Annotated in this window: 20 protein-coding genes and 1 pseudogene; 14 read left to right on the top strand and 7 right to left on the bottom strand. The window is 68.3% G+C overall.

Annotation, left to right across the window (positions count from 1 at the left end; genetic code table 11):
- The first annotated feature begins 31 nt into the window (after nt 1-31).
- The 4 genes from JI752_RS11035 to JI752_RS11020 all read left to right on the top strand — a co-directional run bounded on the left by JI752_RS11035 (nt 32) and on the right by JI752_RS11020 (nt 4,781).
- Nucleotides 32-1,000, top strand: coding sequence for an aldo/keto reductase (locus tag JI752_RS11035; RefSeq protein ID WP_216963716.1), 969 nt, complete (start codon nt 32-34; stop codon nt 998-1,000).
- A 79-nt stretch (nt 1,001-1,079) separates the two neighbouring features.
- Nucleotides 1,080-1,304, top strand: coding sequence for a hemin uptake protein HemP (locus tag JI752_RS11030; RefSeq protein WP_216963713.1), 225 nt, complete (start codon nt 1,080-1,082; stop codon nt 1,302-1,304).
- A gap of 184 nt (nt 1,305-1,488) precedes the next feature.
- Nucleotides 1,489-3,783 carry a TonB-dependent hemoglobin/transferrin/lactoferrin family receptor gene (locus tag JI752_RS11025; protein ID WP_216963710.1) on the top strand — a complete coding sequence of 765 codons (2,295 nt, stop codon included), beginning with the start codon at nt 1,489-1,491 and terminating at the stop codon, nt 3,781-3,783.
- 50 nt (nt 3,784-3,833) lie between these two features.
- Entirely contained in the window at nt 3,834-4,781 is a 948-nt protein-coding gene (locus JI752_RS11020; protein WP_216963707.1) for a DUF6607 family protein, read from the top strand.
- Between the two features lie 158 nt (nt 4,782-4,939).
- Here the strand turns inward: JI752_RS11020 and JI752_RS11015 are convergent, their stop codons facing one another.
- The 3 genes from JI752_RS11015 to JI752_RS11005 are packed head-to-tail and all read right to left on the bottom strand — an operon-like array spanning nt 4,940 to nt 7,462.
- A complete protein-coding gene (locus tag JI752_RS11015) occupies nt 4,940-6,067 on the bottom strand; it encodes a PDZ domain-containing protein (protein ID WP_216963704.1) in 1,128 nt (375 codons plus the stop codon).
- Between the two features lie 29 nt (nt 6,068-6,096).
- Nucleotides 6,097-6,858, bottom strand: a complete 762-nt coding sequence (locus JI752_RS11010; RefSeq protein WP_216963702.1) for a hypothetical protein — start codon at nt 6,856-6,858, stop codon at nt 6,097-6,099.
- A complete protein-coding gene (locus tag JI752_RS11005; protein WP_342315985.1) occupies nt 6,851-7,462 on the bottom strand; it encodes a sigma-70 family RNA polymerase sigma factor in 612 nt (203 codons plus the stop codon). The genes JI752_RS11010 and JI752_RS11005 overlap by 8 nt, the downstream gene beginning before the upstream one ends.
- Nucleotides 7,463-7,593: 131 nt before the next feature.
- Here JI752_RS11005 and JI752_RS11000 point away from each other — a divergent pair, with 131 nt between their 5' ends.
- The 7 genes from JI752_RS11000 (at nt 7,594) to JI752_RS10970 (ending at nt 13,297) form a co-directional block, all read left to right on the top strand.
- Nucleotides 7,594-8,553: an SPFH domain-containing protein gene (locus JI752_RS11000; protein WP_216963696.1), complete on the top strand. Its 960-nt coding sequence runs from the start codon at nt 7,594-7,596 to the stop codon at nt 8,551-8,553.
- A 3-nt stretch (nt 8,554-8,556) separates the two neighbouring features.
- A complete protein-coding gene (locus JI752_RS10995) occupies nt 8,557-8,997 on the top strand; it encodes an NfeD family protein (RefSeq protein ID WP_216963693.1) in 441 nt (146 codons plus the stop codon).
- Complete coding sequence (locus JI752_RS10990; protein WP_216963690.1) at nt 8,997-9,512, top strand: hypothetical protein; 516 nt, start codon at nt 8,997-8,999, stop codon at nt 9,510-9,512. The genes JI752_RS10995 and JI752_RS10990 overlap by 1 nt, the downstream gene beginning before the upstream one ends.
- Before the next feature lie 100 nt (nt 9,513-9,612).
- A complete protein-coding gene (gcvT, locus tag JI752_RS10985) occupies nt 9,613-10,734 on the top strand; it encodes a glycine cleavage system aminomethyltransferase GcvT (protein WP_216963687.1) in 1,122 nt (373 codons plus the stop codon).
- A gap of 5 nt (nt 10,735-10,739) precedes the next feature.
- The gene (locus JI752_RS10980) at nt 10,740-11,375 is read left to right on the top strand and encodes a 2-hydroxychromene-2-carboxylate isomerase (protein WP_216963684.1); all 636 of its coding nucleotides are present in this window, start codon (nt 10,740-10,742) and stop codon (nt 11,373-11,375) included.
- Nucleotides 11,376-11,475: 100 nt separating this feature from the next.
- Nucleotides 11,476-11,871, top strand: a complete 396-nt coding sequence (gcvH, locus tag JI752_RS10975) for a glycine cleavage system protein GcvH (protein ID WP_216963682.1) — start codon at nt 11,476-11,478, stop codon at nt 11,869-11,871.
- A gap of 976 nt (nt 11,872-12,847) precedes the next feature.
- Nucleotides 12,848-13,297, top strand: coding sequence for a hypothetical protein (locus JI752_RS10970; protein ID WP_216963679.1), 450 nt, complete (start codon nt 12,848-12,850; stop codon nt 13,295-13,297).
- 518 nt (nt 13,298-13,815) lie between these two features.
- Here the strand turns inward: JI752_RS10970 and JI752_RS10965 are convergent.
- Nucleotides 13,816-15,096 (bottom strand): annotated as a pseudogene (locus JI752_RS10965) (serine hydrolase domain-containing protein); the annotation flags it as partial.
- Between the two features lie 188 nt (nt 15,097-15,284).
- Nucleotides 15,285-16,865, bottom strand: a complete 1,581-nt coding sequence (locus JI752_RS10960) for a choline dehydrogenase (RefSeq protein ID WP_216963673.1) — start codon at nt 16,863-16,865, stop codon at nt 15,285-15,287.
- Between the two features lie 163 nt (nt 16,866-17,028).
- On the opposite strand from JI752_RS10960, the gene JI752_RS10955 reads away from it, so the two are divergent.
- The 3 genes from JI752_RS10955 (at nt 17,029) to JI752_RS10945 (ending at nt 20,240) form a co-directional block, all read left to right on the top strand.
- Nucleotides 17,029-18,363: an MFS transporter gene (locus JI752_RS10955; protein WP_216963670.1), complete on the top strand. Its 1,335-nt coding sequence runs from the start codon at nt 17,029-17,031 to the stop codon at nt 18,361-18,363.
- 67 nt (nt 18,364-18,430) lie between these two features.
- Entirely contained in the window at nt 18,431-19,561 is a 1,131-nt protein-coding gene (locus JI752_RS10950; protein ID WP_254200549.1) for an NAD-dependent epimerase/dehydratase family protein, read from the top strand.
- Between the two features lie 325 nt (nt 19,562-19,886).
- Nucleotides 19,887-20,240, top strand: a complete 354-nt coding sequence (locus tag JI752_RS10945; RefSeq protein WP_216963667.1) for a DUF1304 domain-containing protein — start codon at nt 19,887-19,889, stop codon at nt 20,238-20,240.
- A gap of 12 nt (nt 20,241-20,252) precedes the next feature.
- Here JI752_RS10945 and JI752_RS10940 read toward each other — a convergent pair whose 3' ends face one another.
- Together JI752_RS10940 and JI752_RS10935 are read right to left on the bottom strand one after the other, a co-directional pair.
- Nucleotides 20,253-20,717, bottom strand: a complete 465-nt coding sequence (locus JI752_RS10940) for a hotdog fold domain-containing protein (RefSeq protein WP_216963663.1) — start codon at nt 20,715-20,717, stop codon at nt 20,253-20,255.
- Nucleotides 20,718-20,782: 65 nt separating this feature from the next.
- On the bottom strand, nt 20,783-23,251 hold the full coding sequence (locus JI752_RS10935) for an acyl-CoA dehydrogenase (RefSeq protein ID WP_216963660.1): 2,469 nt from the start codon (nt 23,249-23,251) through the stop codon (nt 20,783-20,785).
- Between the last annotated feature and the right edge of the window lie 125 nt (nt 23,252-23,376).

Below are 23,376 nucleotides of genomic sequence, written 5' to 3'. Positions count from 1 at the left end.
CTGAACCGGACTGTCCTTCCGGAGTTCCCCCATGCAATACCGCCGCCTCGGCTCGTCCGGCCTGCAGCTGTCGGCCCTTTCCTTCGGTGCCTGGCTGACCTTCGGCGCCCAGATCGGGCGCTCCACCGCGCGTGAACTCATCGCCGCGGCCTGGGACAACGGCATCAACTTCTTCGACAACGCCGAGACCTACGCCAACGGCGAGGCCGAGAAGGTGATGGGCGACGTGATCGCCGACCTGCGCCTGCCGCGCGACGGCTTCTGCGTCTCCAGCAAGGTCTTCTTCGGTTCGGCCAACGAGCCCGGGCCGACCCAGCGCGGCCTCTCGCGCAAGCACGTGACCGATGCCTGCCACGCCGCGCTCAAGCGCCTGCGCGTGGAGTGCCTGGACCTCTATTACTGCCACCGCCCCGATCCCGATACGCCGATCGAAGAGACCGTGGGCGCGATGGACGTGCTGATCCGCCAGGGCAAGGTCCTGTATTGGGGCACTTCGGAATGGACGGCGGCGCAGATCCGCGAGGCGCACAAGATCGCCCGCGCCAACCACTGGTATGCGCCGACGATGGAGCAGCCGCAGTACAACCTGCTGCACCGCGAGCGTGTCGAGCTGGAGTACGCGCCCCTCTACGCCGAGTACGGCCTGGGCACGACGATCTGGTCGCCGCTGGCCTCGGGCCTGCTGACCGGCAAGTACAACGCAGGCGTACCGACGGAGGCGCGTCTGGGGCGCGAAGGCCTGGGCTGGTTGCAGCGCACGGTGCTGGGAGGCGAGGGCGAGCGCGTGGAACGTGCACGGCGCTTCGTCGCGATCGCGCAGGAGCTCGGCCTCGCGCCGGCGCCGTTGGCGATCGCCTGGTGCCTGCGCAATCCGCATGTTTCCAGCGTGATCCTCGGGGCCAGCCGACCGGAACAGCTGATCCAGAACCTGGAGGCGCTGGAACTGGCCGATCGTTTGTCGGAAGGCGACTGGCAGCGGGTGGAGGCCGCGACCGGGTGAAACAAAATCGCGGCCGGGTCTGTTGACTCATAAATGAGAATCATTATCATCATCGGCGAGCCCTGAACGAGCCACGCCCATGTCGATGCGTCCCACGCTGCTGCAGCTCAAGCCCCGTACCGAACGCCTGACGCCGCCCATCGCCGCGGTCGCGCCGGGTGCGCCCGTCGCGTTGCCGTTGGCCAGCGGCCTCGTCGAAAGCGATGACCTGCTGCGGGGCGGTCGCGAAGTGCTGATCCGCCACGGCGGCGAGGTCTACCGCCTGCGCCATACGCGCAACGACAAGCTGATCCTCACCAAGTAATCCTTCCCTGATCGACGGCGGCCGTTCTCTCCCGGCCGCCTCGGTCGACCTCCATGGCGCGGCGATCTTGGGGAAGGTCGCCGCGCACGGCCGCATCCGGCGGCCGCACTCTCAACTTCACGAAGGCAAGCCCGCCCGCCGGCAACGGCTGCCAGCCGCCTCGGAAACCACTCCGAGCACGCGCATGCACCCTGTCCGCAACACCCTGGCACTGGCCCTCCTGCTTGCCATTCCCGCCGTCGCGTCCGCCGCCGATGCCACGCCCGACGGCAGCGATCCATCGCTGGTCACCGCTGCCGCGGCGGCCGCCGCCGCGAACGAATTCGACCGCATCGTCGTCACCGCCACGCTGACCGAGCGCGCGCTGGACGACGTCCCGAACGTAGTCACCGCGATCAATCGCGACGAAATGGACCGCCACCTGGTCCGCGACCTGCGCGACCTGTTCCGCTACGAGCCCGGCATCACCGTCTCCGGCGGTTCGGGCCGCTTCGGCGGGCTGGGCGACATCCGCATCCGCGGCCTGGGCGGCAATCGCGTGCGTATCGAAACCGACGGCATTTCGGTGCCGGACGCGTTCTCGATCGGCAGCTTCTCCAACGCCAACCGCAACTTCGTCGACCTGGACACGCTCAAGGCGGTCGAAGTCGTGCGCGGGCCGGGCAGTGCGCTGTACGGCTCCGACGCTCTGGGCGGCGTCGTCTCCTTCGTGACCAAGGATCCGTCGGACTACCTGGCGGACGGCAAGGACGCCTACTTCGGTCTGAAGCTGGGCTACTTCGGCGAAGACAACGGGCTGTTCGGCGGTGCGACGGCGGCCTTCGGCGGCGATCGCTGGTCGGGTCTGGTCGCGGTCGGCCATCACCAAGGCCAGGAGCGCGAGAACATGGGCGAGAACCGCAGCCGCGGTACCACGCGCACCGCGCCCAATCCGCAGGATTACGACGGCCGCAGCCTGCTCACCAAGCTGGTGTTCGCGCCGAGCGAGAACCAGCGCCTCAAGCTCACCGTCGAAGGCAACGAAGACAACGTCGACACCGACGTGCTCAACGCGCTGGGCGACTCCGCGACGATCCCGGGCACGCCGCCGTCGGTGCGCGTGACCTCGCAGACCGGCGACGACAAGCAGACGCGTGCCCGCGTCGCGTTCGCGCACGAAGTCGATGCGCTCGACGCGGGCATCGCCGATTCCCTGCAATGGCAGATCTACCGCCAGGACAGCGAGACCACGCAGCGCACCCGCGAGGAACGCGCCACGCTGCGGGCCGGCGTCGCGATCAACCCGGTGCTGCGCGAGCGCGAGTTCAACTTCGACCAACGCCTGACCGGCCTGGACGCGGTGTTGCACAAGGCGGTCGAGACCGGCACGGTGGACCACGAATTCACCTACGGCGTCGAGCTGACCCGCACCGAGTTCAAGCAGAAGCGCGATGGCCGCGCGACCAACCTGCTCACCGGCACCGTCACCAACGTGATCTCGCCCGACACCTTCCCGGTGCGCGACTTCCCGGTGAGCGACACCACGCAGGCGGCGCTGTTCGTGCAGGATGAAATGTCCTTCGCCGACGGCGCGTTCCGCCTGATTCCGGCCGTGCGCGTGGACTATTACAAGCTGGAGCCGAAGATCGACACGATCTTCGCGCAGGACAACCCGGGCGTGCAGGTCGCCGACCTGAGCGAAACCAGCGTGTCGCCCAAGCTCGGCGCAGTGTGGCATTTCAGCCAGGACTGGTCGCTGTTCGGCGGCTACCAGCATGGTTTCCGCGCGCCGCCTTATAGCGACGTCAACCTGGGCTTCACCAACCTGCAGTTCGGCTACACGGCGATTCCGAATCCGGACCTCAAGCCGGAAAAGAGCAATGGCGTCGAACTGGGCCTGCGCTTCTCCAACGACGCCGTGTACGCGGAAGTGTCGGGCTACTACAACCGCTACGACGATTTCATCGAGTCGTCCGTGCAGGTGAGCGCGCCGCCGCAGACGCCGCTGATCGTGTTTCAGTCGCAGAACATCGAGGACGCGGAGATCTACGGCATCGAAGCGCGCGCCGGCGTGGACCTGGGTGCGTTCAGCGATGCACTGGCCGGCTGGTCGATCCGCGGCGCCGCCGCGTGGTCGAAGGGCGAGGACCGCACGACGAACGATCCACTGCCGTCGATCGACCCGCTGCGTGCGACGCTGGGCTTGGCCTACGACGCCGAAGTTTGGGGCGTCGAACTCGCCGGTCGCTTCGCCGGACGCAAGGACGAACTGCCGGCGGCGAACCAGTTCGAGATCCCGGGCTACGGCGTGTTCGACCTGCTCGCGCACTGGAATTTCGCGCCGGGCGCGGTGTTCAACGCGGGCGTCTTCAACCTCGCCGACCGCAAGTACTGGGACGCGGGCGACGTGCCGAACGGCACGCTCGCGTCGAGCGCCGTACTTGATCGCTACACCAGCCCGGGCCGCAACGTCGGCGTCAGCCTGGCGGTGAGCTGGTGAAGCTCCCGTCGGTCCTCTCTATCCATTTCTTCCGTGACATCGAGCCAGCCATGAACCTTCGCACGCTCGCCCTTCCGTTGGGCTTCCTCGCCGCCGTCGTCTCGCCGGCGTCCTTCGCCGATACCACGCGTGACCACGCGTCCATCCTCGCCATGCAGGGTGAATACATCGTCGATTTCGCCTTCGACGAAACCGTCCTGCTGGTGCCGGGCTACGAACGCCATCCGGCGATGCGCAGCGGCGGCAACGAGGTCGTGATCGTGGTGCAGGACTCGCCCGACAAGATCGTGTTGCAACACATCCTGGTGGACGGGAAGAGCGGCCACGTGACCAAGCACTGGCGCCAGGACTGGACGTATGAAGCGCCGACGCGCTTCGAGTTCAGCGCCGACCAGACCTGGCAGGTGCGGGCGATCCCGGCCGCGCTCTCGAAGGGCGCGTGGACGCAGTGCGTGTACGAGGTCAGCGACGCACCGCGCTACTGCGGCACGGGCAAATGGACCTACGACAACAACGTGCCGACCTGGACCAGCGACCTGAGCTGGCGCCCGCTGCCGCGTCGCGAGTACACGCAGCGCCACGACTACAACGCCATCAGCGCGGTCAATCGCCACACGCTGACGCCGGGCGGCTGGACGCACGAGCAGTTCAACACCAAGGTGCTGCGCAAGCCCGACGGCACGCAGGTGGAACTGGCGCGCGAGTTCGGCTTCAACGACTACCAGAAGACGACGGAAGTCGACTTCAAGCCCGCCTACACCTACTGGAACGCCACGAAGGATTTCTGGGCGAAGGTGCGCACGCGTTGGGATCGATTCCTCGCCCAGCCGCCGGGCGTGCACCTGAAGACCAAGATCGACGGCATGGCGATGATCATCCCGTTGTTCGAGCAGGCCGGCTCGCTCGAGAAGGGCAAGAAGGTGCGCGATGCGCAGATCGATGCGGTGTTCGACAAGTGGGTCGAGCGCGCGCCGGTCGAGGCGGCGGCGCAGCGTTGATTGAGCTGTAGGTTCCACCTGCCGCAGTCGCTCCCTCCCAAGCGTGCAGGGGAGGGATGAAGCGCGCCGCGCGGTGCCTTGCCACGTCGCCGCGCTGCCCGCATTCGTCCCAGCCCCTCTTCCGGCGACGGAGGAGGGGCTTTTTTACTTGCGCCAGTTCAGAACGATCGCACGACCACGACGGACGGCTCCGGAGGCTCCGGTGCCCGTGGCGCCGCAGGCGGCGACGGAGGCGTCATCGCCTGAGGCGGCTTCGGCGCGGTCGGCGGCGCGGGTAACGCGGGCACGGCCGGAACGGCAGGCGGCTTCGGCGCCGCGGGCGGGAGCGGCGGCACCGGTGGACGCGGGATGCGCAGCATCGCCGTCTTCGGCACCGTGATCTGCGTGGTGGCGCTCTTGCGGTCGCGCAGGTAAGTCACGCCGACGCGACTGTCGGCGGGCTTGCCGCGCAGCGCGGCCATGGCTTCGCGCGGCGAATTGACCGGCTTGTTGTCGATGCGCTGGATCACGTCGCCCGCTTGCAGTCCGGCCAGCTCCGGGCCGGTGCTCAACACCAGCACGCCGCGATCGGTGCCGAAGTAGCGGCCCAGCTGCGCGTCCACCGTCGCCAGGTTCAGGCCGTTCCAGCGGAAGGCTTCGGTGAGCGCGGGCAGGCGGCAGTCGTCGTCGCCCGGGTCGCAGTCCAGGCGGATGAGTTCGTTGCGCACCTGCGGGGCGACGATCGCCATCGGCCGGGCGAGCGGGTTGCCGTCGGCGTCGCGCGTGACCAGCAGGCGATCGCCGATCTGCGGTGTGGCGCGCGCGGTCGCGGCGCGGCCATCGCGCGTGTAGGCCAGCGCGATCGGCGATTTCACGTCCAGCGTGCGCAGTTGCGCGCGGGCCTGCTCCAGGCGTGCGTCGGCGTCCTTCTGGTCCAGGTTCTTGCCGTTGATGGCGGTGAGCACGTCGCCGCTTCGCAGTCCGGCCTTGGCGGCGGCGCTGTCCGGCGTGACGGCGGCGATGCGCACGCCGGCCTTCGGCTCGGGCGAGAGCACCACGCCCAGCACCGGCTGGCGCGCGAAGCGCTTTTCGAACTCACGCTCGAACTGCACGCGGTCGAACTTGATGTTCTCGCGCGAAAGTTCGGCATAGCGCTGCGCGGCGCGATTGAGTTCGGTGCGCGCGTTCTCCAGTTCGCGCGCCTTGTCGGCGTCGGATTTGCTGGTTTGCGCGCCGGCGCCCGCGCAGGCCAGGAGCAGTCCGATCGTTGCGGCCAGCAGCGTCGGTGTGGTGCGGATGGGAATCATGGGTTCGGTCCTGCGGGGTAAGTGGGGAGTCAGTCGACGCTGACCAGCGCGCCGTCGTAGCGCTCGCCGCTGGCGAAGAGCCAGCGCTGCGTGGTTTCGATGCCCGCCAGTTCGCGCATCGTCGCCACGCGCGCCTGCCACAGCGCAGCGCGATCGGCGTCGGCCAGACCGGGCTGCGAGAGCGAGGCATCGATGCGACCGATGCGGCGGTCGAACTCGACCGCCAGCGCCGCGCCGTTGGCCGATGCGACGCGGTCGTCGCGCGCCAGCGCCAGCAGCGTTTCGAGCTGCGCGGATTCGGACTGCAATGCGGCGATGCCGGCGCGCAGCTCGGCGGCTTGCGCGTCCGGTGCGGGGGAAGGCGGTGTCGTCGCGGCGATGCGTGGTGCGGTGTCCGGAGCGGCTGGCTTCGTCGAAGCGGCTGCGCCGTCGTCGCGCGACGGAGCCTGCGTGGGTTCGGTCGTCGTCGCCACGCGCGTCTCGGGTCGCTTCGACGTGGCGATGGGCGGGCGTGAAGTGTCCACCGGCGCGCGCTTGTGCGCGGCGATGGGCGCGTCGCCCGGCGCGACGGCGTCGTCGGAATGGCGCAGCGCCGGAACCAGCGCGATCGCGCCGATCGCAGCGGCGGCCAGCCACACCGGCCAATGCCTGCGGCGCTGCGTGTGCGCGACGGGCGCATCCAGCGCCTGCTGCAATCGCTGCCAGCCACCGTCCGGCGGCGTTTCCACCGGCAATGCGGCGAAGGCGCCGCTCCAGTCGGCGGGCGGGGTGGTGCGTTCGGTGTCAGGCATGGGCCTTCTCCGGTTCGAGCAGATCGCGCAGGCGGCGGCTGCCGCGCGCGAGTTGGGATTTCGAGAAGCTCGGCGTGCGCTGCATCAGCGCGGCGATCTCCTCGTGCGTGTAACCCTCGGCGTGGTACAGCCACAGCACGCTTCGGGTGGTGTCGGGCAGCCGTGCCAACGCGCGGCCCAGCGCGGCGGCATCGGCGGCCGCTGCGGGCAGTGGTGCCGGATCGACGACGAAGTCGTCGTCTTCCAGCGCGACGTCATGCACGTGGCGACGCTGGCTGCGCAGGCGCATCAACGCCTCGTTCACGGCGATCTGGCGGACCCAGCCCCAGAACGGGCTGGCGCCTTCGCCGTGGCCGCCGCGGAAATCGCCGATCCGGCCGAACACCTTGAGCATGGTTTCCTGCAGCACGTCCGCCGCCTCCTCGTGACCATCCGGCCCCTTGCCGCCGCCGAGCATGCGCAGCGCCAGGTTGAACACCGGGCGCTCGAAGCGGCGGTAGATCTGTTCGAATGCCGCCCGCTCGCCGGCCCGCACGCGCGCCAGCAGCGCCTCCGGGACATCGATGGCGAAGCTGCTGCGGGGCGCGTCGGTCGTTGGTGTCACGGGCGGAGACAAGGGCTCGGGGCCTGCGTTCGATGGCATGTCATTCCCAAGGATGCGGGGACCGGGAAAATCGTCGCAGCGGCCTGCTCAGGTCCCTGCGCCTATACTCGGGCCATCAGAAGGAGGGGATCATGAGCCTGAGTGCAGTACTGAGCGTCGTCCTGCTGTTCGCCGGTGTCGTCCTGGTGCTCAAGGCGGTCCGGATGGTGCCGCAGGGGTATGAATGGACGGTGGAGCGCTTCGGCCGCTACACCCACACCATGGACCCGGGGCTGCACTTCCTGATCCCGATCGTCTACGGCGTCGGCCGCAAGATCAACATGATGGAGCAGGTGATGGAGGTCCCCAGCCAGGACGTCATCACCAAGGACAACGCCGTGGTGAAGGTGGACGGCATCGTCTACTTCCAGGTGCTCGACGCGGCCAAGGCCGCCTACGAGGTCGCGCAGCTGGAGGTCGCCATCCTCAACCTGGTGATGACCAACATCCGCACCGCCATCGGTTCGCTGGACCTGGACGAATCGTTGTCCAAGCGCGACGAGATCAACGCCAAGGTGCTGGTGGCCGTGGACCAGGCCACGCATCCGTGGGGCCTGAAGGTCAACCGCATCGAGCTCAAGGACATCCAGCCGCCGCGCGACCTGGTGGATTCCATGGCGCGGCAGATGAAGGCCGAGCGCGAGAAGCGCGCCAACATCCTGGAGGCCGAGGGCCACCGGCAGGCGGAGATCCTGCGTGCCGAGGGCGAGAAGCAGGGAGCGATCCTCGCCGCCGAAGGCAAGCGCGAAGCCGCCTTCCGCGAGGCCGAGGCCCGCGAGCGTCTGGCCGAAGCCGAAGCCAAGGCGACGCAGCTGGTGTCGGATGCGATCGCCGCCGGCAACGTCAGCGCCATCAACTACTTCGTCGCGCAGAAGTACATCGAGGCGTTCAAGGCGCTGGCCGAGGCGCCGAACCAGAAGTTCGTGATGATGCCGATGGAGTCGGCGGGCGTGATCGGCTCGCTGGCCGGCATCGCCGAACTGGCGAAGGAAGCGATGGACCGCAAGCCTGTGATTGCCACGCCGCCGCCGTCGCCGCGGACGGGAGGCTGACCGATGCAGTGGGACTGGCAGACGGTGACCTGGGCGGTGGTGGCGCTGCTGCTGTTCGCCGCCGAAGCGATGGCGCCGGGAGCGTTCATGCTGTGGCTCGGCTTCGCCGCAGCGGCGGTGTTCGCGATCGTGCTGCTGGTGCCGGGCGTGCCGGTGCTGGCGCAAGTGACGGCGTTCGTAGTGCTCAGCTTCGTCTCCATCCAGGTGTACCGCACGTGGTTTCGCGGCCGGGAACCCCGCAGCGACCAGCCCAACTTGAACCGTCGCGCGCAGGCGCTGGTCGGACGCGTCGTGCCGCTGGAGCTGGCCATCGTCAACGGTCACGGTCGCGTGCAGATCGCCGATGCGTACTGGGACGTGAGCGGCCCGGAACTTCCCGCCGGTACCGTCGTGCGCATCATCGCCACGCGCGGCATGACGCTCATGGTCGAGCCCGCGCAGTGATGCGCCTGTACACCGCGTGCCTGCTGCTGGCCGGCCTGTGCGCCGGTGGCGGTACATGGGCAGGCGGGCATCCGATGATGATCGGCAAGGTGGTGCCGCCCTATCCGGAAGGGTACCGATCCAACACCGGCAGCTGCGTGGGCACGGGCACCGGCATCGACCAGCTCTGCACGCGCAGCATCGTCACCCTGGACGATGCCGAAGACCGCACGGTGCAGCTGCTTGCCGCGCAGTTCGTCGACCGGGTGGGCGACGAGCCGCGCTGGCGCATCACCGACGCCCTGCCGTACCCCGCGCTGCGCCGCGATGAACTGGTCGCCATCGCTACCTGCCAGCGCGACGGCGTGGACGACACCAGCGTGGTCGCGATCATCGACACCGGCGCGGCGGGTGCCTCCGAACTGGACATGCTCCCGGCCGCGCGCTGGGCGATGCGGCTGGACCGCGCCTCGGGCAAGTTCCTGCGTGTGCAGCCCTCGCGCGTGCGCTGCTACAACGAAGGCTCCAGCGAGTAGCGCCGCGTCCATGCGCCGGCGTAGGTGAATGCGGGAAAGCCCCGCGCCGGCCGTTCTGGGATAATCGCGGGCTCGCTCCCGCACACAGGTTCCCAGCGCCATGACCCAGAAGACGATCCTCAACCAGACCCACCGCGACCTCGGCGCCAAGATGGTCGACTTCGGTGGCTGGGACATGCCGATCCATTACGGCTCGCAGATCGAGGAACACCACCAGGTGCGCCGCGACGCGGGCATGTTCGACGTCAGCCACATGACCGTGGTCGACCTGCGCGGCGCGAAGGTGCGCGACTTCCTGCGTCGTCTGGTCGCCAATTCGGTGGACAAGCTCAAGGTGCCGGGCAAGGCGCTGTACACCTGCATGCTCAACCCGCAGGGCGGCGTGATCGACGACCTCATCATCTATTACCGCGCGGAGGACTTCTTCCGCCTGGTCGTCAACGCCGCCACCCGCGACAAGGACCTGGCGTGGATCACCGAGCAGGCCGAGGCGTTCGACGTGAAGGTCACCGAGCGCCCCGACTTCGGCATGATCGCGGTGCAGGGCCCCAGCGCGCGCGAGAAGGTGCTCGGCCTGCTGCGCGAAGAGGACCGCGCTGCGGTCGGCAAGCTCGGCAAGTTCGTCGCCGCCGAGGCGAAGACGACGGGCGGCATCGACGTGTTCGTCGCACGCACCGGCTATACGGGCGAGGACGGTTTCGAAGTGGTCGTGCCCGAAGCGCAGACCGTCGCTTTCTGGAACGCACTGCTGGAAGCCGGCGTGAAGCCCGCCGGCCTGGGTGCACGTGACACGCTGCGCCTGGAGGCGGGCATGAACCTCTATGGGCAGGACATGGACGATTCGGTCTCGCCGTACGAAGCCGCGCTGGCCTGGACCGTGGCCCTGGACGACCAAGCTGATGGAAAGCCGCGCGACTTCATCGGCCGCGACGTGCTGGAGAAGCAGAAGGCGGCCGGCGCGCCGCGTCAGATGATCGCGCTGGTGATGGACGAGAAGGGCGTGCTGCGCCACGGCCAGAAGGTGCTCACCGACAACGGCGACGGCGAGATCCTCTCCGGCACGTTCTCGCCGACGCTGGGCAAGGCGATCGCCTTCGCGCGCGTGCCGGCCGGCACGCCTGGCAACGTGCGCGTCGACATCCGCGGCAAGGAAGTCCCGGTGCGCGTGGTGAAGTTCCCGTTCGTGCGCGACGGCCAGCCGCAGGAAGGCGTGCTGGGCTGATCGCCGTGGTCGCGCGCGTCGTCGAGTACTACTTCAGCCTGATCTCGCCGTATGCCTGGCTCGGGCATGCGGCGGTGCTGGCGGTGGCACGCGAGACGGGCGCGACCCTGCACTACCGGCCGGTGCGCATCTTCGAACTGTTCGATGCCAACGGCGGCCTGCCGCTGGGCAAGCGCGCACCGGCGCGGCAGCGTTACCGCCTGATCGAACTGCAGCGCTGGCGCGAACAGCGCGGCCTGCCGCTCAACCTGTCGCCGGCGTTCTTCCCGGTCGACATCGCCCTGGCGGACGGCTGTGCGATCGCGCTGGTCGAGGCGGGACACGATCCCTCCGGCTACATGGACGCGGCGTTCCGCGCGCTGTGGTCGGAGGATCGCGACCTCGCCGATCCCCAGGTCGTTGCTGCGTTGCTCCAGGCACAGGGCTTCGATGCGCGGGTCGTGATGGAGCAGGCCGCGACCGACGCCGTCGCCGAGCGGTACGCCGCCAACACGCGCGCGGCGATCGCGGCGGACCTGCCGGGACTGCCGGGTTACGTCCTCGACGGCGAACCGTTCTGGGGCCAGGACCGCGTCGATGCGCTGCGCGATGCGCTCGTGCATCCGCGTGCGCCGTACCGCCCGTCCGTCGAGCCACGCTGACCGCGATCCGCTACCCTGTCGCGGTCCGGGTCGGCGCCGTTAAACTAGGCGCCGACATCCGGTGTTCCGCCGCCCCCGCAAACGTTTCGAGGCTCCCGTCATGAGTGAAATTCCCGGCGATCTGAAGTTCATGAAGTCCCATGAGTGGGTCCGTATCGATGGTGACGGCAAGGCCACCGTCGGCATCTCCGACCACGCACAGGGCCTGCTCGGCGACCTGGTGTACGTCGAACTGCCGAACGTCGGCGACCGCGTGGAAGCGGGCACCGGCTGCGCCGTCGTGGAGTCGGTGAAGGCCGCCTCCGACGTCTACGCACCCGTGTCGGGCAAGGTCGTGGCGGTCAACGCCGCGCTGACCGACAAGCCGGAAACCATCAACGAGGACGCCTACGGCGAAGGCTGGATCTTCACCGTGGAGATCGAGGACGCCGATCAGCTCAACGAGCTGCTGGCGCCGGACGACTACGCCGAGCTGCTCGAAGAAGAAGATCACTGACGTCACCGCCGCGCGATCCTTCGCGCGACGCACGCGACACCCGGACCGGCCGCCCTGTGCGGCCGGTTCTTTTTTTGCGGTGAGCGCGCGTTGCGGGAAGTGACGGTCGGGTGAGTTTCAGGCGTTGCGCGCGTGCATCCGAGCTTCGACGCCGATCGAAACGCGACGTCCGCCAAGCATCCAAGCGCGACGTCCGATGCCAGCGACAGGGTGCGCCATCGCGCTCACTCGCCACCGTCGAAGGCATCGTCGAGTGGCCCGACGCGACCTGCACGAGCATCTCGAAGCCGTCATCGGGTTCGCGCACTTTCGCGCAAATCGGCTTGTGCGACGCGAAACCGGGCGGTCGTCGGTGATTTTTTTTCGGGTGCCTTCGCGACCCCCGAAAACGGTTCGCCGCCTCCGTCGTGCATGTGCGCGAGTTTTGCGTCGTCGCTGCGAGCGTTTTCGCAAACCCCTAAAAAAAAGCCATTTGTGAAATGCATGAGTGCGCACGACGGGTTCGATGGTCCTCGTCGCCGTCGTCAGCTGCACCGCTTCGACTGCCGTCCATGGCGATGCCGCACCGACGGCGTTGAAAAAAATTTGGGCGAAGTTGTTGACAGTCCGAAAAAGCGTGATTAGGTTTCGCCCAGCAGACGTCTCCTGCGGAAGAGAGTGAGTACAGACAACGCGACAACTCGCGGCACAAAACGAACCTCCGACCGGGCAGTCGACACGGTGGAAGCAGGGTTCGTTTCCCCCGCGAAAACGCGCACCGTGCACACGCAGGCCAGGCACTCCATCCAACCCGGTCCGCTTAGCGCGCGCCGGGTTTTTGTTTGCCCGCACTCGCGGGCGGTACCGAATCCGTACCGGCGCGCCCGCGCGTCGGCGGCTGCTCGCGGGTCCGACTCCCGCGGCTCTGGTTCTACTGGGCGATAGACCTGCAAGACCACTGATCAATGCTGATCAACCACTGACGAGGAGCCATACCATGGCCATGAAGAAAGCTGCGAAGAAAAAGACCGCCGCCAAGAAGGCGACCAAGAAGGTAGCCAAGAAGGCTGGCGCCAAGAAGACCGTGAAGAAGGCCGCCAAGAAGGCTGCCAAGCGTCCGGCCAAGAAGGTCGCGAAGAAGGCCGCCAAGAAGTCCGTCCGCAAGACGGCTAAGAAGGCCACGCGCAAGACCGCCGCCAAGAAGACCGCGAAGAAGGCCGCCAAGAAGGTTGCCAAGCGTCCGGCGAAGAAGGCTGCGAAGAAGACCGCCAAGAAGGCCACCAAGAAGGTTGCCAAGAAGGCCGCCAAGAAGACGGCTAAGAAGGCTGGCAAGAAGGCCACCAAGAAGGCTGCCCCGAAGAAGGCCGCCCGCAAGTCGAGCCGCAAGAAGACCGCCAAGAAGGCGTCCGTGACGGCGATGCCGGCTACCCCGGCTCCGATGATCTAAGAAAGCCCCGAAGACCGTAATCGAGCTCTCTCCCCGCAGCCCAGGCGGGGGGAGAGTTTTTTTTTGTGGCCTCGAAAGGCGACAGGCGCCACGGGAATGCGGTGCGGCGGTATCCCGTCCTCGACGGAGGGGAGCAGGGTGCGCGGAGCGATGGCCCCGGATGGATGCGACTCGGCACTGGCGGCATCGGATGAGCCCGCCGCTTCGTCTGCGTCAGAAACTCAGCAGCTCACTGCGACACCTGCGGCATCGCTGCACGGGAGGATGGCGCGGTGCGTTGCCCGGATCTCTTGCGGTAAGCGGCGCGCGACGACCCGCCACGCGCGACGCGGGCGGGCCCGCCGCCGATCTCAAGCATCGATGAATGCCCGCCCGTCGAACCGGCGAGCGATGACGCCGCAGGGCGTCGGATCAGCCGCTCAGTGCGGCGCGGCGGTCGAAGCCGATGCGTGCGTGCCCGGCGCGTTCGGTGCGTTGGGCGAGGCGTCGTCGCTGGACTCGGCGGCGTAGAGCGTCGGGTCGATGTCGTCGTCCAGCCACTGGCCGGCGGGCAGGCCGAGCGCGTTGTCGAGGATGGTCGGCAGCAGGCCGGAGGGCAGCGAGCTTTCGCTGTTCCACATGATCGCCACGCCGAAGTCGAGCTCCGGCACCATCGCAATCAGGCCGCGATAGCCCTGCACGGCGCCGCCGTGGAAGACCACGCGGTGCCCGGCATAGTCATAGGAGCGCCAGCCCAATGCGTAGCCGGCGCTGGTGAGGCGGCTGCGGCGCCAGGACGAACCGCGGATCTCGCTCGGCGTGCTCACCAGCGGTTGATGCAGCGTGGCCAGCAGCGGCGCGGGCAGCACGTCCGGGCGATGGCCGGTGTGGGCGAGCAGGTACTGCGCCATGTCGCTGGCGCTGGCGTTGACGCCCGCGGCCGGCAGCACCTGGTAGTAGGTCGTCTTGGGCATCATCGACACCCAGCCGCCGCGGCCGCGCACATGCGGACGCGCCCAGCTAGGGCTGGCCTGGATGCCTTCCAGGCCCAGGCTCGCGTCGTTCATGCCCAGCGGCTTGAAGATGCGGCGCTGCACTTCCTGCGCATAGAAGTCGCCGGTGGCGGCGAAGACCATATCGCCGACCAGGCTGAAGGCGACGTTCTGGTAGCTGTAGCAGGTGCCCGGTGCGCACTGCAGCGGCGCATAGGCGAGCTTCTGCGTCAGCGTGCGGTAATCGGTGTACTGCTCCAGGTCGCGGTCGAACGCGTTGTGCGTGAGCCCGACGCGGTGGCTGAGCAGGTCGGCCACGGTGAGCTGCTGCGAGGCGAGCGGATCGCTCAGGCGGAACGTGGGCAGGTAGTCGACCAGCTTGCTGTCCCAGCGCAGCGAACCGTCGTTGACGAGCAGGCCGGTCATCGTGCCGGCGAAGCTCTTGGACAGCGAGGCCAGGCGGAAGACGGTGTGCGAATCGACCGGCGTGGCATGGCTGGTATCGGTGATGCCATAGCCGCGCGCGCTGAGGATGCGGCCGTCGTGCACCATCGCCATCGCCAGGCCCGGTACACGCTGGTTGGCGACCAGCTGCTGCGCCATCGATTCGAATTGACGTACGTCGAAAGCGGCGGGAAGCGGTACGGCCGGCGGCAGGTTCGCGGGACGCGCGACGGTCGTGGCCACGGTGTTCTGGACACGCGCCGCATTCGTCATGCCGTTGTGCTGCGGAGTCTGCGCAGTGGAGCCGAGCGTGAGCGGCAGCAGCAGGGCAATGGCACACGCCCGGGGCAGGGCGCGCGAAGGCTTTTTCACGTTGCTATTCATGGCCTTCGCCCCTGCTTCACAGTACGCGGGGATCATAGCGCCTATCTAAGGGGGTGGCGCAACAGTCCCGACCACGGCCCTGATTTTGCAGGCTTTAGTGCGGTCCATCGCAGTTCGCGAGGCGCTCTTTTTCCCGTTCACTTTTGTCGATGCGCGAGTCTGCGGGCGGCCTGCGCGGCGGTGCGGCGTCACGCTGCGCGGATGAGCTCGGCGGCGCGCTCGGCGATCATCATCGTCGGGGCGTTGGTGTTGCCGCCGATCAGCGTCGGCATGACCGACGCGTCGACCACGCGCAGGCCCTCGACGCCGCGAACACGCAGTTGCGGATCGACCACCGACAGCGCGTCCTCGCCCATGCGGCAGGTGCCGACCGGGTGGTAGATGGTCTCGGCCTTGGCGCGGATGAACTCGACCAGCTCCGCATCGGTGAGGTCGTTGCGTGCGGGGAAGATCGGCGCGCCGCGATACGCATCGAACGCGGGCTGCGCGAGCAGTTCGCGCGAGAGCTTTGCGCATTCGACCATCATCTTCAGATCGAAGCCTTCGGCATCGCTGAGGTAGTTCGCTTCGATGCGCACCTGGTCGCCGGCATGCCCGCTGGCCAGCGTGATCCGGCCTCGGCTGCGTGGGCGCAGGAAGCACGCGTGCACGGTGTAGCCGTCGCCGGACAGGCGGTGGCGGCCGTGGTCGTCGAGCATGGCCGGCACGAAGTGCAGCTGGATGTCCGGGCGTTCGTCCGGCGCCAGGCGCGAACGCACGAATCCGCCGGCCTCGGCGATGTTGCTGCTGCCGATGCCGCTGTGGCCGCGCAGGTAGTAGTCGAAGGCGATGCGCGCATCGCTGAGGCGGTCGTAGGTGATGGGCTGCGTGCAGTGCTGGAGCGTGCAGATGTCCAGATGGTCCTGCAGGTTCTCGCCCACCTGCGGTGCGTCGACGACGACCTGCAGGCCGTGGCGTCGCAACTGCATCGCCGGCCCGATGCCCGACAGCATCAGCAGCTGCGGCGAGTTGAGCGCGCCGCCGCACAGCAGCACTTCGCGCGCGGCGGCTTCGTGGAAGGCGCGGCCCTTCGCGGTGTACACCACGCCGTTGGCGCGGCCGTGCTGGAAGGTGACGCGGCTGGCCGTCGCGCCGGTGACGATGGTCAGGTTGCGACGACCGCGCACGGGATCGAGGTAGGCGACGGCGGCCGAGCAGCGCGCGCCGTCCTTCTGCGTGACCTGGTACAGGCCGAAGCCGTCCTGTCGCGGGCCGTTGAAGTCGTTGTTGCGCACGAAGCCCGCCTGCCGGCCGGCTTCGATGAAAGCGTGCGACAGCGGATTGCTGTGCCGCAGGTCGGACACATACAGCGGGCCTTCGTCGCCGTGCAGCGCGTCGGGTCCGCGCGCGTTGTGCTCGCTGCGGCGGAAGTAGGGCAGCACCGACGCCCAGTCCCAGCCGCTCGCGCCGTGCGCGGCCCACTCGTCGTAATCGGCCGGCACGCCGCGCGTGTAGCACATGGCGTTGATCGAACTGGAACCGCCCAGCACCTTGCCGCGCGGCCACCACAGCGTGCGGTTGTCGAGCTCGCGCTCCGGCGCGGTGTGGTAGTCCCAGTTGACCCGGCGGTTGTTGACCAGCTTGGCCAGGCCGGCGGGCATGTGGATGAAGGGGTGGTTGTCGCGCGGGCCGGCTTCGAGCAGCAGCACCTTGACGTCGGGGTCCGCGGACAGTCGGTTGGCGAGCACGCAGCCGGCGGAGCCGGCACCGATGATGATGTAGTCGTACACGTTTGCCTTGCGCCCCAATCGGTGTGTCGGTCTGCCTGCCAGCGGCCGGCCGACCGTAAGCGCCGCCATTAGAGCAAATGCTCCCAGGGGCGGCAGGCGCGCGATGGCGGGGCCGGGCACGGCGGTTACACTGCCGCCACCTCTCCCCCGGAGCCGCAGTGCGATGACGCAGGGCCACGACGACCGCGAGCCGTCCGCCGTGCCGGCCCGCCGCATCCGGGGCGGGGAGTGGCCGGCGGTGGCGCTTTCGTTCGCCTACTTCTTCTGTGTCCTGGCGGCCTACTACGTGATCCGGCCGGTGCGCGAGCAGCTCTCCGCCGCGGTCGGCTCGACCCAGCTGCCCTGGTTCTACGGCGCCACCTTCCTGGCCACGCTGGCCCTCACGCCGATCTTCGCCGGCCTGATCGCGCGCTACTCGCGGCGCGTCGTCGTGCCGCTGGTGTACCTGTTCTTCATCGCCTGCCTGTTCGCCTTCGTCCCGCTGTTCGCCCAGCCCGATCTGCTGAGCCCGCGCGCGCTGGGCACGGTGTTCTTCGTCTGGGTGAGCGTGTTCAACCTGTTCGTGGTGTCGGTGTTCTGGATCTTCATGTCCGACATCTGGACCAGCGAGCAGGCCAAGCGCCTGTTTCCGATCATCGCGGTGGCCGGCACCTGCGGCGCGCTGGCGGGGCCGACGATCACCGCCACGCTGGTCAACATCATCGGCGTCGCGCCGCTGCTGCTGGTGTCGGCCTCGCTGCTGGGCGTGGCGGTGGTGTGCATCGTGCTGCTCGGCCGCTGGGCGCGCACGCACGGCGAGCGCCGCTTCGAGACCGGGCAGGAAGCGCCGATCGGCGGCAGCATGTGGGACGGCCTGCGTCAGGTGTTCTCCGATCCCTTCATGCGCGGCATGGCGATCCTGCTGCTGCTGGCCGACGGCATCGGCACCGTGAACTACGCGCTGGTGGCGGACTATTCGGGGGCGACCTTCGCCGACGCGGTGTCGCGCACCGCCTTCGCCGCGAAGGTGGACCAGGCCGCCAACGCGCTGACCGTGATCACCCAGCTCACGCTCACGCGCTGGCTGCTGCCGCGCAAGGGACCGGGCGCGGTGATCATGGTGTGGGCCGTGGTGAGCATGCTCGCGCTGTCGCTGGTGGTGTTGGCGACCGATCCGCATGCGCCGATGGTCTTCGGCCTGCCGGCGGTAGCGGTCGCGCTGATCATCAGTCGCGGCCTGGCTTACGGAATGGCCGAACCGGCGCGTCACAGCCTCTACGCGCGCGTCCCGCGCAACGTCCGCTACAAGGGCCAGAACGCGGTGGACACGGCGGTGTGGCGCTTCGGCGATACCGCGATCGCGCTGAGCATGAACGCCCTGCGCGCGGTGGGCGTGACCACCGCCGGGTTCGCCGGCATCAGCGCGATGGCCGCCTTCGCGGCCGCGACCATCGGCTGGCGCCTGTCGCGTCGCGTGGAAGAAACGCCGCCCGCCGCGACGCAAGCCGCCACGCCATGACCTTCGGCGGATGGCGACGTGCGCCGGCCGGCGCACGCTGCCCCGACTCCGCATCCGAAGGATCGACATGACGCATCGCCGCGACGTCCTGAAGGCCGGCCTCGCCGGCGCCGCATGGATGGCCCTTCCCGCGTTCGCCCGCGAAAAGCCCGCCAAGCCGATGCGCATCCTCGTGCTCGGCGGCACCGGCTTCCTCGGCCCGCACTTCGTCGATGCCGCGCGTGCGCGCGGTCATGCGCTCACGCTGTTCAATCGCGGCAAGACCAATCCGACCAAGTTCGCCGGGACCAAGGGCGTCGAAATACTGCACGGCGACCGCAAGACCGACCTGACCGCGCTGGAGGGCGCGCAGCGCTGGGACGCGGTGCTCGACACTTCGGCCTACATTCCCGCCGACGTCACGCGCTCGGCGACGCTGCTGGCGCCGCGCGTGGACCAGTACGTGATCATCTCGTCCATCTCCGTCTATGCGAACAACGACAAGATCGGAGAGGACGAATCCGGCCCGCTCGCGCAGCTTGCCGATCCCAACGTCACCGAGGTCACCGGCGCCACCTACGGCGGCCTCAAGGCGGCGTGCGAGAAGGCCGCCGAAGCGGCGATGCCGGGCCGCACGACGGTGGTTCGCCCGGGCCTCATCGTCGGCCCCGGCGACACCACCGATCGCTTCACCTACTGGCCGGCGCGCGCCGATCGCGGCGGCGAGATCCTCGGACCCGGCAGCGCGAGCGATCCCACGCAGTTCATCGACGTGCGCGATCTCGCCGCGTTCCTGCTGCACCTGATCGAACAGCGCCGCTTCGAAACGTTCAACGCCGACGCGCCCGCCGGCAAGCTCACGATGGGCGGCCTGCTCGACACCTGCCGCACCGTCGCCGGCGAGCTGGGCGCACCGAAGTCCACGGTCACCTGGGTGCCGGCGGATTTCCTGGAAGCGAACAAGGCGTCGGCGTGGCAGGACCTGCCGGCGTGGATTCCGCCGACCGGCGAGTACGCCGGCTTCGGCCGTCGCAGTTCGGCGAAGGCGCAGGCGGCGGGGCTGACCTACCGCCCCTTGCGCGACACCGTGCACGACACGCTCGTGTGGTGGCGCGCACAGCCGGCCGAACGCCGCGCCAAGCCCAAGGCCGGCCTCACGCCGCAGCGCGAGGCGGAACTGCTGGCGGCGTGGCACGCGAAGGAAAAGGGCGGCGGCTGAGGCGCAGCCAGCGCTGGAAGACCAGTCGCGTACCAAGAGGCCGATATCGCGCCGGAAAGCGTGGATGGCACAGCCGAAAGGCCGGCGCCCACCCGAAAGGCCGGCAGCACACCCGATGCCGTCATCCCGGCGAAGGCCGGGATCCAGGCCGTCACGTTGTCAGACGCTGTCGCGTCACTCCAGTCACCCAAACCCCTCTTCCGTCGGAATAAGGGCGGTGACTCCGACGCTGTTTGCACTCACCGAATCCATGCGACGCTGCGAGCCTGGCTCCCGGTCTTCGCCGGGATGACGTCTGCGTTACGCCGCCTGTTGGAGAACCCGAATGTCCATGCTCGCGCTGGTGCTGATCGCGATCGTCGCCCTGCTGCACCTGTACTTCCTGGTGCTGGAGATGTTCCTGTGGACGAAACCGCTGGGCCGCAAGGTGTTCCGGATGTCGCCGGAAAAGGCCGAGGCGACGAAGGTGCTTGCCGCCAATCAGGGCCTCTACAACGGATTCCTCGTCGCCGGGCTGGTGTGGGCGATCGTCGCCCAGCGCGCCGATGTGGCGACTTTCTTCCTGGCGTGCGTGATCGTCGCCGGCGTGTACGGCGCGGCGACGGTCAACAAGCGCATCTTCTACGTGCAGGCACTGCCGGCGATCGTGGCGTTGGCCGTGGTGTGGTTCGCCCGCTAGGAGCCGCGGCTTTCACCGTCGCGGCGACACCCACATCATGATCGACGCGCGGAACACTGCTTCGCCCGCGTCGTTGCTCACCAGCACCGTGACCGGCAGGTCGTAGCCGTTCGTCGACTCGACGAGCGCCACATCGGGCGTGGCGACGCCGTGCATCGTGCCGGTGGCCTTCTTCAGATACTCGACCGTCATGCCCTTGGGAATCCAGCGCATCGACGGCGGCAGCGAAGCGTCGGTCATCACGCCGGCAGCGAGTTCGGCCAGATTGCACAGCGCGATCGCGTGCACGGTGCCGATGTGGTTGTGGACGCGGCGACGGTCGCGGATGCGCACTTCGCAGCGGCCCGGCTCCAGCGAAACGATGCGCGGCGCGATGGTGCCGAAGTAGGGCGCCTTGAAGCACACCGCGCGCGAGAACAGCCAGTGGCCCGCGGGCCAGCGCGTGATCCTGCGGTAGAGCTGGAGCAATGGCGTCATGGCGAAGTCCGCATAAGACGACGGCGGGACAAGCCCGCCGTCGTGGATGTGAATCCCGCGTCGCGTCAGGCCGCGTAGCGGCTGTCGTGCGTCGCGTCGTGGTGGCCGGCGGCACGCAGCTCGTCCGGAGCGAAGTCGTCCACGCTGATCGTGTCGATCGTCAGCTCGCGCAGCTCTTCCAGCTGGCGGCGTTCGTCGGCGGTGATCCAGCCTTCGCGCACGCCCTCGTCGAGCTGCGTGGCGAAGTCGTGCGCCTCGATGCCCTTCTGCTTGAGCGCCTTGAGGAACTTGCGCTCCACCGGCTCGGCGAGAACTGCCTTCTGCAAATAGCTGGCGATGCGGCCGCCCGGGTTGTTCGCGGTCGGCGTGAGGAACACGCCCTTGCCCAGACGATCGCGCGCTTCGTTCGGCGACATCAGCAAAGACGCGACCTTGTGGCCCAGGCGATCGCTCGGGTACTGCGCGCGACGGCCCAGCGGGAACACCAGCGCCCACAGCAGCCAGCCGATCGGACGGATCGGGAAGTTGCGCAGCGCGCCGGAGAACGCCTTTTCGATCTTGAAGGTGGCGTTGTGGATCGACCAGGCCAGCAGCGGCTGGTCGGTGACCGGACGGCCTTCGTCCTCGTAGCGCTTGAGCAGCGCGCTGGCGATGTACAGGTTGCTGAGCACGTCGCCCAGGCGGCCCGACAGCGATTCCTTGAACTTCAGCTTGCCGCCCAGCAGCAGCATCGAGGTGTCGGCGCACAGCGCCAGCGCCGCCGAGTAGCGGTTGAGCTTGCGGTAGTAGCGGCGCGTGTAGGCATCGCCCGGCGCCTTGCCGACTCGCGCCGAGGTCAGGCCGAACCAGAACGAGCGCACGGCGTTGGAGATCGCGAAGCCGATGTGCCCGAACAGGTTGCGGTCGAACTCGCGCAGGCGTTCTTCCGGATCGGGCAACGTCGCCGCCTTCATTTCCTTCAGCACCCACGGATGGCACAGGATCGCGCCCTGGCCGAAGATCATCAGCGAGCGCGTCATGATGTTCGCGCCTTCCACCGTGATCATGATCGGCGCGGCCTGCCAGTTGCGGCCGGCGAAGTTGCGCGGGCCCAGGATGATGCCCTTGCCGCCGATGATGTCCATGACGTCGCGGGCGACTTCGCGGCCCATTTCGGTGCAGTGGTACTTGGAGATGGTCGAAGGCACCGCCGGCAGTTCGCCACGGGCCACCGCGGCGGCCGAGGCTTCGGCCAGCGCGCTGATGGTGTAGGCGTTGCCGCCGATGCGGGCGAGCGCTTCTTCCACGCCTTCGAAGCGGCCGACCGACAGGCCGAACTGCTTGCGAATGCGCGCGTAAGCACCGGTCACCACGGCGCCGAACTTCGTGCCGCCCGAGGCGGTGGACGGCAGCGTGATCGAACGGCCGATGGACAGGCACTCCACCAGCATCTGCCAACCCTTGCCGGCGTAGGCTTCGCCGCCGATCAGCTGGCTCAGCGGAATGAAGACGTCCTTGCCGCGGATCGGGCCGTTCTGGAACGGGCTGTTGAGCGGCATCGCGCGGCGGCCGATCTCCACGCCCGCCGTGTCGCGCGGCAGCAGCGCCAGGGTGATGCCGATGTCCTGCTTGTCGCCGATCAGGCCGTCCGGGTCGTACATGCGGAAGGCCAGGCCGATCAGCGTCGCCACCGGGGCGAGGGTGATGTAGCGCTTGTCGAAGGTCAGTTTCACGCCGACCACGCGCGCGCCGTTCCACTCGCCCATGCAGACGATGCCGTAGTCGGGGATCGACGTGGCGTCCGAACCGGCCCACGGGCCGGTCAGGCCGAAGCAGGGCACTTCGCGGCCATCGGCCAGGCGCGGGAGGTAGTGATCCTTCTGCTCCTGCGTGCCGTAGTGCATCAGCAGTTCGGCCGGGCCGAGCGAGTTCGGCACGCCGACGGTGGAGGAGACCACCGAGGAGATCGAAGCCAGCTTCTGGATCACCTTGTGGTTGCCCAGCGCGGTGAAGCCCAGGCCGCCGTACTCCTTCGGCACGATCATGCCGAAGAATTTGTTCTTCTTGATGTACTCCCACAGGTCCGGCGAGAGATCGGCGTCGACGTGGGTGATCTTCCAGTCGTCGACCATCTTGCACAGCTCTTCGACCGGGCCGTCGAGGAAGGCCTGCTCATCCGGACGCAGCGTCGGCTTGGGCTGGTTGGCGAGCACATCCCAGTCCGGCTTGCCGGAGAACAGCTGGCCTTCCCAACCCACGGTGCCGGCTTCCAGCGCGACGCGCTCGGTTTCCGACAGCGGCGGCAGGATCTTCGTGTAGAAGCCCAGCAGCGGCTTGGTGATGAACGGCAGGCGGATCTGCGGCACCAGGAGCGGCACCGCGATGATCGCGGTGACCAGCGCGGCCACCACGGTCGCCGTGCCACTGGCGCCCAGCAGCCAGCAGGCGACCAGGGCGGTGGCGGTCAGCGCCGCCCACACCGGCAGGCGCAGGCGGTGGTAAGCACAGATGGCGCCCACCAGCAGGAAGGCAATAAAAGGAATGGCGATGCTCATGACGGCGCTCCAGCAGCGGTGCGGCAGTGTCCAGTTGATGGATATGTTGGGTCGGGTTGCGTCGATGCGCAGGGGCCTTTTATGGAAACAAGGCGTTCAAGCGCGCGCATCAAACGCTTGCCATA

This window comes from Lysobacter sp. MMG2 (genome assembly GCF_016735495.2).
In the GTDB taxonomy this organism is placed as follows: Bacteria; Pseudomonadota; Gammaproteobacteria; order Xanthomonadales; family Xanthomonadaceae; genus Lysobacter_J.
The sequence above is the reverse complement of the archived record's forward strand: the minus strand, read 5'-3'. Positions and strand labels throughout refer to the sequence as shown.

Excerpts from the sequence above, each read along its gene's own strand:
- JI752_RS10950 (WP_254200549.1), top strand. The coding sequence starts at position 18,431 with ATGACGCATCGCCGCGACGTCCTGAAGGCCGGCCTCGCCGGCGCCGCA.
- gcvH (WP_216963682.1), top strand. The coding sequence starts at position 11,476 with ATGAGTGAAATTCCCGGCGATCTGAAGTTCATGAAGTCCCATGAGTGG.
- JI752_RS11015 (WP_216963704.1), bottom strand. The coding sequence starts at position 6,067 with ATGATTCCCATCCGCACCACACCGACGCTGCTGGCCGCAACGATCGGA.
- JI752_RS10935 (WP_216963660.1), bottom strand. The coding sequence starts at position 23,251 with ATGAGCATCGCCATTCCTTTTATTGCCTTCCTGCTGGTGGGCGCCATC.
- JI752_RS10970 (WP_216963679.1), top strand. The coding sequence starts at position 12,848 with ATGGCCATGAAGAAAGCTGCGAAGAAAAAGACCGCCGCCAAGAAGGCG.
- JI752_RS10945 (WP_216963667.1), top strand. The coding sequence starts at position 19,887 with ATGTCCATGCTCGCGCTGGTGCTGATCGCGATCGTCGCCCTGCTGCAC.
- JI752_RS11010 (WP_216963702.1), bottom strand. The coding sequence starts at position 6,858 with ATGCCTGACACCGAACGCACCACCCCGCCCGCCGACTGGAGCGGCGCC.
- JI752_RS10955 (WP_216963670.1), top strand. The coding sequence starts at position 17,029 with ATGACGCAGGGCCACGACGACCGCGAGCCGTCCGCCGTGCCGGCCCGC.
- JI752_RS10995 (WP_216963693.1), top strand. The coding sequence starts at position 8,557 with ATGCAGTGGGACTGGCAGACGGTGACCTGGGCGGTGGTGGCGCTGCTG.
- gcvT (WP_216963687.1), top strand. The coding sequence starts at position 9,613 with ATGACCCAGAAGACGATCCTCAACCAGACCCACCGCGACCTCGGCGCC.
- JI752_RS11020 (WP_216963707.1), top strand. The coding sequence starts at position 3,834 with ATGAACCTTCGCACGCTCGCCCTTCCGTTGGGCTTCCTCGCCGCCGTC.
- JI752_RS11030 (WP_216963713.1), top strand. The coding sequence starts at position 1,080 with ATGTCGATGCGTCCCACGCTGCTGCAGCTCAAGCCCCGTACCGAACGC.
- JI752_RS10990 (WP_216963690.1), top strand. The coding sequence starts at position 8,997 with ATGCGCCTGTACACCGCGTGCCTGCTGCTGGCCGGCCTGTGCGCCGGT.
- JI752_RS11000 (WP_216963696.1), top strand. The coding sequence starts at position 7,594 with ATGAGCCTGAGTGCAGTACTGAGCGTCGTCCTGCTGTTCGCCGGTGTC.
- JI752_RS11035 (WP_216963716.1), top strand. The coding sequence starts at position 32 with ATGCAATACCGCCGCCTCGGCTCGTCCGGCCTGCAGCTGTCGGCCCTT.
- JI752_RS11025 (WP_216963710.1), top strand. The coding sequence starts at position 1,489 with ATGCACCCTGTCCGCAACACCCTGGCACTGGCCCTCCTGCTTGCCATT.
- JI752_RS10940 (WP_216963663.1), bottom strand. The coding sequence starts at position 20,717 with ATGACGCCATTGCTCCAGCTCTACCGCAGGATCACGCGCTGGCCCGCG.